Raw genomic sequence first — 10,629 nt, 5'->3', positions numbered from 1 at the left:
CGCCGCGCCTGCACCGGCCGCGCAAGCTGCCGCCGCGCCAGCCGCCGCCGTCGCTTCGGCGCCGGTCGCTGCTGCTGCCCCGGCAACTGCCGCCGCCCCTGCAGCGAACGGCAAGCTGGCGCATGCATCGCCATCGATCCGCAAGTTCGCGCGCGAACTGGGCGTGGAACTGGCGCTGGTCGGCGGTTCCGGTCCGAAGGGCCGCATCACCCAGGAAGACGTGCAGAACTTCGTCAAGGGCGTGATGTCGGGCGCCGTCGCCGCGCCAAATGCGCCGGTCGCCAAGGCCGGTTCCGGCGTGGGCCTGGACTTGCTGCCATGGCCGTCGCTGGACTTCAGCAAGTTCGGCACGACCGAATTGCTGCCGCTGTCGCGCATCAAGAAAATCTCGGGTCCGAATTTGCACCGCAACTGGGTCATGATCCCGCACGTCACGCAGTTCGACGAAGCGGACGTGACGGACCTGGAAGCGTTCCGCGTCGATACCAACGCGGCCAATGCGAAGAACAAGGATGCGGCCAAGCTGACCATGCTGGCATTCGTCATCAAGGCCTCCGTCGCCGCGCTGAAGAAATTCCCCGCGTTTAACGCATCGCTTGACGCCAAGGGCGAAAACCTGATCCTCAAGCAGTACTACAACATCGGCTTCGCGGCCGACACGCCGAATGGCCTGGTAGTACCCGTGATCAAGGGCGCGGACCAGAAGTCGGTCTCGCAGATCGCCCGCGAAATGACGGAACTGTCGCTGCAGGCGCGCGAAGGCAAGCTGAAACCGGCCGACATGCAGGGCGCCAGCTTCACGATTTCGTCCCTGGGCGGCATCGGCGGCACGCACTTCACGCCTATCGTCAATGCGCCGGAAGTGGCCATTCTGGGCCTGTCGAAAGCCTCGATCAAGCCGGTATGGGATGGCAAGGCCTTCCAGCCACGTTTGATGATGGGCACCTCGCTGTCCTACGACCACCGCGTGGTCGATGGCGCGATGGGCGCGCGATTCTCCGTGTACCTCGGCGAAGTCCTGGCCGACATGCGCAAAATTCTGCTGTAAGGAGCGATTGATGAGCACAGTAGAGGTAAAAGTACCGAATATCGGCGATTTCAAGGAAGTCGAAGTCATCGAACTGATGGTCAAGGTGGGCGACACCATCAAGGTGGACCAGTCCCTGATCACGGTCGAATCGGACAAGGCCAGCATGGAGATTCCGTCGACCCACGCGGGCGTCGTCAAGGAAGTCAAGGTCAAGGTCGGCGACAAGATCGCCGAAGGCAGCGCGCTGCTGGTGGTGGAAGCGGCTGATGGCGCGGCTGCTGCTCCAGCAACGGCGCCGGCAGCAGCGCCTGCGCCTGCTGCAGCCGCTCCGGCAGCTGCGGCAGCGCCAGCACCTGCGGCCGTTGCCGCCATCCCGGCCGGCAATTACAGCGGCCAGGTCGACATCGACGTCGACATGATGGTGCTCGGTGGCGGTCCTGGCGGCTATTCGGCGGCGTTCCGCGCTGCCGACCTGGGCATGTCGACGGTTATCGTCGAACGTTACGCCACCCTGGGCGGCGTGTGCCTGAACGTGGGCTGCATCCCGTCGAAGGCGCTGCTGCACGTCGCTTCCGTCATCGATGAAACGGCGCACATGTCGAACACGGGCGTGACATTTGCCAAACCGACCATTGATATCGATCAAGTACGCAAGTACAAGGAAGGCGTCATCTCGAACATGACGGGCGGCCTGGCCGGCATGGCCAAGGCGCGCAAGACGCAAGTCGTCACCGGCGTGGGCCAGTTCCTCTCCGCCAACCACATCGAAGTGACGGCAGGCGACGGCTCGAAAAAGGTCGTGCAGTTCAAGCAGGCGATCATCGCTGCCGGTTCGTCCGTGGTGAAACTGCCCTTCGTGCCGGAAGACCCGCGCATCGTCGATTCGACGGGCGCGCTGGAGTTGCGCCAGATTCCGAAACGCATGCTGGTCATCGGCGGCGGCATCATCGGCCTGGAAATGGCGACTGTCTACTCCACGTTCGGCGCGCGTATCGACGTGGTCGAAATGATGGATGGCCTGATGCAGGGCGCTGACCGCGACGCCGTCAAGGTGTGGCAGAAGTTCAACGAGAAGCGTTTCGACAACATCATGACCAAGACCAAGACGGTCGCCGTCGAGGCGTTGCCGGAAGGTATCAAGGTCACGTTCGAAGCGGCCGAAGCGGGCGCCACGGCACCGGCGCCGCAAGTCTATGACCTGGTGCTCGTTGCCGTGGGCCGCAGCCCGAACGGCAAGAAGCTCGCTGCCGACAAGGCCGGCGTGCAGGTGACGGACCGCGGTTTCATCAACGTCGACAGCCAGATGCGCACCAATGTGCCGAACATCTTCGCCATCGGCGACCTGGTGGGCCAGCCGATGCTGGCGCACAAGGCCGTGCATGAAGCCCACGTGGCCGCCGAAGCGGCTGCCGGCCAGAAGTCGCACTTCGACGTCAAGGTGATTCCGTCGGTCGCCTACACGGACCCGGAAGTGGCATGGGCCGGCATCACGGAAGACGAAGCGAAAGCCAAGGGCATCAAGGTCGAGAAAGGCCACTTCCCGTGGGCCGCCTCGGGCCGCGCCGTGGCCAACGGCCGCGCCGAAGGCTTCACCAAGCTGCTGTTTGACGCTGAAACGCACCGCATCATCGGCGGCACCATCGTCGGCACGCATGCGGGCGACATGATCGGCGAAATCGCCTTGGCCATCGAAATGGGCTGCGACGGCACCGACATCGGCAAGACCATCCATCCGCACCCGACCCTGGGCGAGTCGATCGGCATGGCCGCCGAAGTGTACGAAGGCGTATGCACGGACCTGCCGCCGCCGCGCAAGCGCTGATGTTGTAGCGCTGTAACACTAAAAACCCCGCAAGCGATTGCGGGKTTTTTTATTGGCTTCTGCCGCCGCCCGCATGCGACCCATGCCGAGTCGATCGGCAGCTTGGCAAGAGCGCGCCGAAGTGTACGAAGGCGTATGCACKGACCTGCCGCCGCCGCGCAAGCGCTGATAAATAGTTAACTTCCAGTACAAAAAAACGGGAAAGTGCGCGCGTTTTTTTTATTTCCTTTGACCTGGGCGGCGTAAAATGCACGCGATCTGTGGCGGATACGTCCCATGTGAAAATTGGTGAGTATTGCCGTATGGAAAAAATGGCAGAATGGAAGTCTGTAACTATGTTTCGCTCACGCTTGACCCGGGGTGTGTGATTTTTCCCTGAACGTTGCCAGTGTCCGGTCAAGTTCGGCTGTGCTGAGAAAGTTTTGCAACAATGAAAAAATTTACCGCCCTCCATATTGCCGATGTGCGCTTACGCCGGGCCGATGAGCAAGAGCAGGCCGTGATGCTGCACGCCTTGTATCAGGATGTGGCCGCCATCCTGGCGGCGGGAAAACAGATCGATGCCATTTTCTTTACGGGCCAGCTGGTGGCGCCTGACGCCTGCGCCGGCACGACGCCCGTGTATGTCTACGAATATTTTCTGCGTCCGCTGCTGCAGGCGGCCAGCCTGCCGGGCGCGCGCTTTTACCTGGTGCCGGGCAGCCGCCAGCAGGGTGTCGCCGCCGCCGCGCTGGGCAATGCCGGTTTCAGCTTTTTCGCTGCCGATGAGCACGCCAGTGCCGAGCAGCGCGCGCGCTACAAGAATATCCACGCCGTGTTCCATGGCCACCAGCATACGGGCGACGCCAGCTCGCTGATGAAGTCGCTGGGTATCTTGTTCAAGAGCAATCCTGGCAGCCTGTACGGTGCTCATGGCCAGATGGCGGCGTTTGCCGTATTGGAATTCGGCAACAGTGGCGCCGACGGCGCACCCGGTTCGCAGTGGACGGTGGCCTTGCGCGAGTTCGACGAAGTGAGTAAACACTTCGCCCTGTCGGTGCTGTACACGCCGAATGGCCAGGAAACGGGGCAGATGGATGCCGACTATGTATTTGCCACCCTGTTGCCGCAACTGGCCGACGAGCGCGTCTATCTCGACGGCTTGCTGGGCAAGGCGGGCATGCCGCACCGCGGGCCGTCCGACGACGCCGTGGCGGCACGCGAATTCCTCATCGAACTGGCCTTCGTGATGTTCGAAGCCAAGACCCTGTTCCTGAGCGAGGCGGAGTTGCAGCGCTTTGCCTGCGACTATTGCGGCGTGAAGGGCTGGGACATGGGGGCGGGCGATTGGCTGGCGCCGCTGTATGCGCACGGCCTGCTGCTGCGCGCCGATGGCCAGGTGGCGTTTTCCTTCGATTACTTCCGCACCTATTTCCTGGCGCAGCGCTTTGAAACGTCGTTTGATCTGATGCGCTACGGCCCGGAACGCTATGATGGCAGTGAGTCCTCACTGAGCATTGACGGCGCGTCGGCGGCCCAGCCTTTCCTGCGCGCACTGGGCCTCAGCGGTGAACGCATCGAGGCCGTCCGGACAGAGACGTCTGCGCCCGAGGACTGCAGCCGCCCTGGCTGATCCGGGTTTCAGGCCGGCAGCGGCGCGCGCAGGGTGCCGCGCAGGAACAGGTCGAGACTGACCTCGACCTTGGCGCGCAATTGTGCGACATCAGGCTGCGCCTGGGGCGGAAACAGCAGGCGCGACATCTGGTCGCCCAGCAGGCAATTGAGCAGGTGCAAGGCCAGCATGGATGCCGTCAATTCCTCGCGAAACAGCGGTGCAATATCAGGACGCTTGAAAAACTTGGTCAGCATCTCGCGCGTCTGCCCCGGTCCCACCTTGTAAAACGTTTCCGCCAGTTCCGGGTGCGTAGCCGCTTCGGCCACCACCATGCGGTTCAGGCGTATCGCCGCCGGCATCGTCACCAGTTGCACGAACAGCAGGCCGAACTCGCCGAGGATGGTGGGCAGGGGCCGCATATCCGTTTCCAGCGCCGGCATGGTCGAGAAATACGCGGCGCGGCGCAGTTCCACCACGGCATTGAACAAGCCCGACTTGCCGCCAAACTTCACATAAATCGTGCGCACGGCCACGTGGGCTTCGCGCGCGATCATTTCCAGGCTGACTTTCCCATAGCCTTTTTCCAGGAACAGGCAGCCGGCCGTGTGCAGCAGGTTTTCCATGCGCGCTTCCATGTCGGCCGCGCGCGGGCGGCCGGCAGGCTTGCCGCAGCACGTCAGTTCGGTGGCGGCGTTGCCGGAGTCTGTATCGGTAGGCAGGGTATCGCTGAGGCCGGGATCGGACATGGTCTGGGTCTCTTTATGAGTTGAAGGGTAAGTGACGGCTCACACTGTAGTGCAAATTAAAATGAAATGCAATCGTTTCATTTCTTGACAAGCGCTTTTCTTTGCCTAATAATGAATCTACGTCATTTCATTTTCGGAGCGAGTATGTCCAACCAGCCAGGCCAAGCAGAGCACAAGGTGCTGAGCGCCGTCCCACCCGCGGCCCCGGCCGTGCCTTCCACGCCCGCCGCTTCCGCCAGCTCCGCCCCCCCGAACAACCGCGTGAAAATCATCGCCGGCCTGATCGTCCTCGTCGCGCTGGGCGCCGGCGCGCGCATGTGGTACCGCAGCCACTATTTCGTGGAAACGGAAAACGCCTATGTGGCCGGCCATGTGCATCCGGTGTCGGCGCGCATTTCCGGCGTCGTCACCAAGGTTTTTATTGATGACAATCAAATCGTGAAAGAGGGCGACGTGATCGCCGAACTCGATCCCTTCGACCAGCGCGTGAAAACCGAGCAGATCGCCGCGCAGATCGCCAGTGCCGAGCAGCAGGTGCTGCAGGCCGACGCGCAGATCGCGCAAGTGCAGGCGCAAGCGAGCGCCGCCCAGGCGCAAGTGGCGCAGGCCGACGCGCAGCTGCTGCGCGCCAAGCAGGATGCCGAGCGCTTCGGCCAGCTGTACACGAGCCAGATGAAAGCCGTCTCGAAAGCGGAACTGGACGCCGCCAACGCGGCCCGCTCCAGCGCCGTGGCCGACCTGGCCGCCCGCCGCGACAGCGCGTCCGCCGCCAAGGCGCAGATCGGCGCGGCGCAAGCTGCGCGCGACGTGGCCAAGGCCCAGGTGGCCGTGCTGCGCGTGCAACTGAAGGACGCGGAACAGCAGCTGCAGTACAACCGCATCCTGGCGCCCGTCGCCGGCCGCATCGGCAAGCGCAACGTGGAAACGGGCATGCGCGTGCAGCCTGGCCAGCAGCTGACGGCCATCGTGCAGGACAACGTCTGGGTCACCGCCAACTTCAAGGAAACCCAGCTGGCCGACCTGCACCGCGGCCAGAGCGTGCACGTGACCATCGACGCCATGCCGGGCAAGAAACTGGTGGGCACGGTGGACAGCTTCGCCCCTGCCTCGGGCGCGCAGTTCGCCCTGCTGCCGGCCGATAACGCCACCGGCAACTTCACCAAGATCGTGCAGCGCGTACCGGTGAAAATCGTCTTCCAGCCGGAAGACATCAAGGCCATGAATGGCCGCCTGGTGCCGGGCATGTCGGTGATCGCCGAAGTGGAAGTGAACCAGCCCGTGTCGGCCCAGGACAAGGCCGAGGCACCGCGCCACGCCGCCGCTCCTGCCGCCCAGACCGCCGCCCGCTAAGCTTCCATGAGCAGCCCTTCCACCACGCTGGCGAAGCCGCCGGCGTTTCCCGTGATTGACGAGAAAGTCTCCGGGCGCACCTGGCTGGCGGTCGCCGCCGGCATGCTGGGCGCCTTCATGGCGGTGCTCGACATCCAGATCACCAATTCCTCGCTCAAGGACATCCTTGGCTCGCTGTCGGCCACCCAGGAAGAGGGCTCGTGGATTTCCACGGCCTACCTGGTGGCGGAAATCATCGTCATTCCCCTCACCGCGCTGCTGGCGCGCGTATTCGGACTGCGCGCCTACATGATAGGCACCACCGCTTTCTTCCTGCTGTTCTCCACCCTGTGCGGCGCGGCCTGGAACCTGGAAAGCATGATCGTCTTCCGCATGCTGCAGGGTTTTACGGGCGGCGCGCTGATCCCCATGGCGTTCACGCTGGTGATGCTCAAGCTGCCCGCCTCCAAGCGCGCCGTCGGCATGGCCATCTTCGGCCTGACGGCCACCCTGGCGCCGGCCATGGGCCCGACCCTCGGCGGCTACCTCTCCGAGCTGTATGGCTGGCCCTCGATTTTCTACATCAACTGGGTGCCTGGCGTGCTGCTGATCGCCGGCATGATCTATGGCCTGGACAAGGAGCCGATGCAGCTCAAATTGTTCTGGAAGGCCGACTGGCTGGGCATCTTCTTCATGGCCCTGGGCCTGGGCTGCCTGACCATCTTCCTGGAAGAGGGCAATTCGAAGGACTGGTTCGACTCGGGCTTCATCATCGCCTTCGCCGCGCTGGCCCTGACGGGCATCCTGGGCTGGGTCGTCACCAGCGCCACGCGCGCCGAGCCGTTCGTCAACCTGGCCCTGTACGGCCAGCGCAACTTTTTAGTGGCCACCGTGCTGTCGGCCGTGACAGGCATGGGCCTGTATGGCTCGGCCTTTCTGCTGCCCCTGTTCCTGGGCCAGATCGCCGGCTACTCGCCGATGCAGATCGGTGAAGTCATCATGTGGGTGGGCTTGCCGCAGCTGTTCATCATGCCGTTTGTTGCCAAGCTGTCGTCGAAGGTGGACAACCGCATCCTGTGCTCGTTCGGCCTCTTGCTGTTCGGCGGCTCGTGCATGATGAATGCCTACATGGACGCCTCCACCGGCTACGACCAGCTGCTGTGGTCGCAGGTGGTGCGCGCGCTGGGCCAGCCCTTCGTCATGCTGACCCTGTCGAACTTCGCCATGAAGGGCATCGCGCCGAAGGACATGGCGTCCGCTTCGAGCCTGTTCAACATGACGCGCAACCTGGGCGGCTCGATCGGCATTGCCCTGCTGGCCACGGCCCTGAGCACGCGCGAGCATTTCCACTCGCAGCGCCTGGGCGAGGCGATCAACGCGTATTCCAGCGCCACGCAGCTGCGCATCGACCAGCTGACGTCCTCGTTCATGGCCAAGGGCTATGACGCCGTCACGGCCGGCAACCAGGCCTTACAGGCGATCGACGGCATCGTGCGCCGCGAAGCCTACGTGATGGCCTACAACGACGGCTTCTTCCTCGTCGGCGCCATCCTGCTGGCCTGCATCGTGCCCCTGTGGCTGGCCGACAAACTCAAAGCTCCCGGTGGCGGTGGCGGCGGTCATTGAGCGCCGCACGCAGCCACCTCAAGAACAAGAAGGTAATCATCATGCAAACAGTATTGACGAAAATCGCGCTGGCCGCTTCCCTTGCCGTGGCGCTGTCCGCCTGCGGCACCGTGGGCCAGGATTTCACCGCCCCGGCAAACGTGGCCGGCACCGACACCTTCCGCCACGGCGCGGCCGCCGCGGACGCCGCGCAGCTGCCCAAGGACTGGTGGAGCATCTACGGCGACGCCACCCTGAACCGCCTCGAGCAAAGCGCGCTGCAGGACAATCCGAGTGTAAAGGCGGCCGGCGAGCGATTGCTGCAGGCGCTGGCGCAAAGCGGCACGGCGCGCGCCAACCAGGGCCCGAGCGTGAACGTCAGCACGGGTATCTCGAACTCGCGCACCTCGGCCAACACCTCGCAGGGCCTGGCCCTGGGCAACCGCTCGATCAGCGGGAATAACTTCTCCGTGGGCGGCTCGCTGTCGTATGAAGTCGATCTGCTGGGCCGCGTGAAGCGCCTGGTCGAAGCGGCGGACGCGCAGGCGCTGGCGGCGCAGGCCGACCGCGACGGCGTGCTGCTGATGCTGTCGTCGCAAGTGGCCAGCAATTACTGGCAGCTGCGCGGGCTGGATGCGGAAATGGCCATTCTGAATGGCGCCCTGGACACGCGCCGCGAGTCGGCGCAGCTCGTCGAGGCGCGCTTCAATGCGGGCCTGACGAATGAGCTGGACCTGGCGCGCGCGAAAGTGGAACTGTCGAACGCCCAGGCCGACCTGCATGAAGTCAAGCGCCAGCGCAACCAGCTGGAAAACAGCCTGGCCACCTTGACGGGCAAGCCGCCGTCGGCGCTGCAATTGCCGCTGGCCGCCGAGCCATCGAGCTTGCCGCTGCCGCCCGCCATCCCTGTCGGCTTGCCCGCCAGCCTGCTGGCGCACCGCCCGGACCTCGTTTCCAGCGTGGCGGGCCTGCGCGCGGCAAACGCCCAAGTGGGCGTGGCCGAAGGCGCGTTTTACCCGTCGCTGCAATTGACGGGCAATTTCGGCTACGCGTCCGAAAAGCTGCGCGACCTGGCGCAGGGCGGCTCGCGCCAGTTCAGCTTTGGCCCGCTGGCCCTGTCCCTGCCCATCTTCGACGGCGGCCGCAATCAGGCCAATCTGGATTTGAGCAAGGCGCGCTATGCGGAAGCCGTGGCGAACCACGAAACGAAGCTGCTGACGGCCTTGCGCGAAGTGGAAGATGCCTTGTCCGACGTGGAGCAGCGCCAGTTGCAGGGCGACGCCCAGGCCCTGTCGCAGGCAGCGGCGGCGCGCGCCTACCTGGTGGCGCGCACGCGCTACGAGCGCGGCATCTCGACCTACCTCGACGTCACCGATGCCCAGCGCAGTTCGCTGGCGGCGGACCGCGCCGCCGCGCAGATCAAGACCCAGCGCCTGCTGGCGACGGTTGCCGTAGCGAGGTCTCTCGGCGCCGGCTGGCAGCCGGACGGCGAGCTGGCCAGGCTGGCCTCGGCGCCCGCCGCAAAGGTCAACTAAGTACGACGATTACGTGAGCGTGGCCGGTGGCGGTGTCGCCGCCGGCCCGTAGCGTTCCAGCAGAAAATCGATGAAGGTCGTCAGCTTCGGCGTGGGCTGGCGGTCGCGCGCGTACACGAGGTGCATGGGGCGCGGCGCCGGCACGTAGTCGGCCAGCAGCGGCACCAGCCTGCCGGCGGCGATATCACCGGCCATCAGGATTTCCGCCTGCATGACGATGCCGAAGCCGTGCAGCGCCGCCACGCGCAGCGCCTGCCCGTTGTTCGAGCGGAAGCGGCTTTCGCGCACGGGGCTGCCATCGTCGTCGCCGCTCCTGGCCAGGCGCCAGCGCACATGGCGCGTCCACTGCATGAAGTCCAGGCATTCGTGGCGCGCCAGGTCGGCCGGCGTGCGCGGCGTGCCGTGTCTGGCCAGGTAGGCGGGCGCGGCGCAGATCACCATCGCATACGGCCGCAGCACGCGCGCCACCATGGCGGAATCTTCCAGCTTGCCGATGCGGATGGCCGCGTCAAACCCTTCCTCCACCAGGTCCACCGTCCTGTCGTTCAGGTTCAGTTCCAGGCTCACTTCCGGATACGCATCGAGGTAGTCGGCCATCAGCGGCGCGATGCACTCGCTGCCGAAGGACACGGGCGCCGTGATTTTGAGCTTGCCGCGCGGCGCCGCGCGCATGGCTTCCGCGCCCCGTTCCGCCGCGTTGATGCTGGCCAGGATCTGGCGGCACTGTTCCACATATTGCTGGCCGATTTCCGTCAGGCTTTGCCGCCGCGTGGTGCGCGCCAGCAGCCGCGCGCCCAGCCGCTCTTCCAGGTATTTGATGTGCTTGCCCACCATCACGGGCGAAATCCGGAACGCCTCGGCGGCGGCCGTGAAACTGCCTGCATCGACGACGGCGACAAAAATTTCCATGCTGCGCAATTTATCCATGGCGTCCCGATTGCAAACTGTGGGTTGGTAATCATGTAAAT

8 protein-coding genes are annotated in these 10,629 nt (G+C 64.6%); 6 read left to right on the top strand and 2 right to left on the bottom strand.

The genetic code is table 11. The features are described from left to right. From CBW50_RS17975 to CBW50_RS17965, 3 genes are all read left to right on the top strand, one after another. Window positions 1–1,048, top strand: a 1,048-nt coding sequence (locus CBW50_RS17975; protein WP_172404799.1) for a 2-oxo acid dehydrogenase subunit E2, incomplete at its 5' end; no start/stop codon positions are given. A 10-nt stretch (window positions 1,049–1,058) separates the two neighbouring features. Next, entirely contained in the window at window positions 1,059–2,852 is a 1,794-nt protein-coding gene (gene lpdA, locus CBW50_RS17970; RefSeq protein ID WP_086146815.1) for a dihydrolipoyl dehydrogenase, read from the top strand. Between the two features lie 430 nt (window positions 2,853–3,282). Beyond that, entirely contained in the window at window positions 3,283–4,464 is a 1,182-nt protein-coding gene (locus CBW50_RS17965; RefSeq protein ID WP_086146814.1) for a hypothetical protein, read from the top strand. A gap of 8 nt (window positions 4,465–4,472) precedes the next feature. Here CBW50_RS17965 and CBW50_RS17960 read toward each other — a convergent pair whose 3' ends face one another. Further along, window positions 4,473–5,192 carry a TetR/AcrR family transcriptional regulator gene (locus CBW50_RS17960; RefSeq protein WP_086146813.1) on the bottom strand — a complete coding sequence of 240 codons (720 nt, stop codon included), beginning with the start codon at window positions 5,190–5,192 and terminating at the stop codon, window positions 4,473–4,475. A gap of 144 nt (window positions 5,193–5,336) precedes the next feature. Here CBW50_RS17960 and CBW50_RS17955 point away from each other — a divergent pair, with 144 nt between their 5' ends. Genes CBW50_RS17955 through CBW50_RS17945 form a run of 3 tightly spaced genes read left to right on the top strand, consistent with a single transcriptional unit; the run spans window position 5,337 to window position 9,661 of the window. Next, window positions 5,337–6,542: an HlyD family secretion protein gene (locus CBW50_RS17955; protein ID WP_086146812.1), complete on the top strand. Its 1,206-nt coding sequence runs from the start codon at window positions 5,337–5,339 to the stop codon at window positions 6,540–6,542. A gap of 6 nt (window positions 6,543–6,548) precedes the next feature. Continuing rightward, window positions 6,549–8,147, top strand: coding sequence for a DHA2 family efflux MFS transporter permease subunit (locus tag CBW50_RS17950; protein WP_086146811.1), 1,599 nt, complete (start codon window positions 6,549–6,551; stop codon window positions 8,145–8,147). 41 nt (window positions 8,148–8,188) lie between these two features. Continuing rightward, window positions 8,189–9,661 (top strand): efflux transporter outer membrane subunit, encoded by a 1,473-nt coding sequence (locus CBW50_RS17945; protein WP_086146825.1) that lies wholly within the window; start codon window positions 8,189–8,191, stop codon window positions 9,659–9,661. 9 nt (window positions 9,662–9,670) lie between these two features. On the opposite strand, the gene CBW50_RS17940 is transcribed toward CBW50_RS17945, so the two are convergent. Further along, the gene (locus tag CBW50_RS17940; protein ID WP_086146810.1) at window positions 9,671–10,588 is read right to left on the bottom strand and encodes a LysR family transcriptional regulator; all 918 of its coding nucleotides are present in this window, start codon (window positions 10,586–10,588) and stop codon (window positions 9,671–9,673) included. Window positions 10,589–10,629: the final 41 nt, after the last annotated feature.

Origin of the sequence: Janthinobacterium sp. GW458P (genome assembly GCF_002127585.1) — a bacterium.
In the GTDB taxonomy this organism is placed as follows: domain Bacteria; phylum Pseudomonadota; class Gammaproteobacteria; order Burkholderiales; family Burkholderiaceae_D; genus Janthinobacterium.
The sequence above is the reverse complement of the archived record's forward strand: the minus strand, read 5'-3'. Positions and strand labels throughout refer to the sequence as shown.

Coding starts and splice junctions, on each gene's coding strand:
- lpdA (WP_086146815.1), top strand. CDS start 1,059: ATGAGCACAGTAGAGGTAAAAGTACCGAATATCGGCGATTTCAAGGAA.
- CBW50_RS17955 (WP_086146812.1), top strand. CDS start 5,337: ATGTCCAACCAGCCAGGCCAAGCAGAGCACAAGGTGCTGAGCGCCGTC.
- CBW50_RS17940 (WP_086146810.1), bottom strand. CDS start 10,588: ATGGATAAATTGCGCAGCATGGAAATTTTTGTCGCCGTCGTCGATGCA.
- CBW50_RS17950 (WP_086146811.1), top strand. CDS start 6,549: ATGAGCAGCCCTTCCACCACGCTGGCGAAGCCGCCGGCGTTTCCCGTG.
- CBW50_RS17945 (WP_086146825.1), top strand. CDS start 8,189: ATGCAAACAGTATTGACGAAAATCGCGCTGGCCGCTTCCCTTGCCGTG.
- CBW50_RS17965 (WP_086146814.1), top strand. CDS start 3,283: ATGAAAAAATTTACCGCCCTCCATATTGCCGATGTGCGCTTACGCCGG.
- CBW50_RS17960 (WP_086146813.1), bottom strand. CDS start 5,192: ATGTCCGATCCCGGCCTCAGCGATACCCTGCCTACCGATACAGACTCC.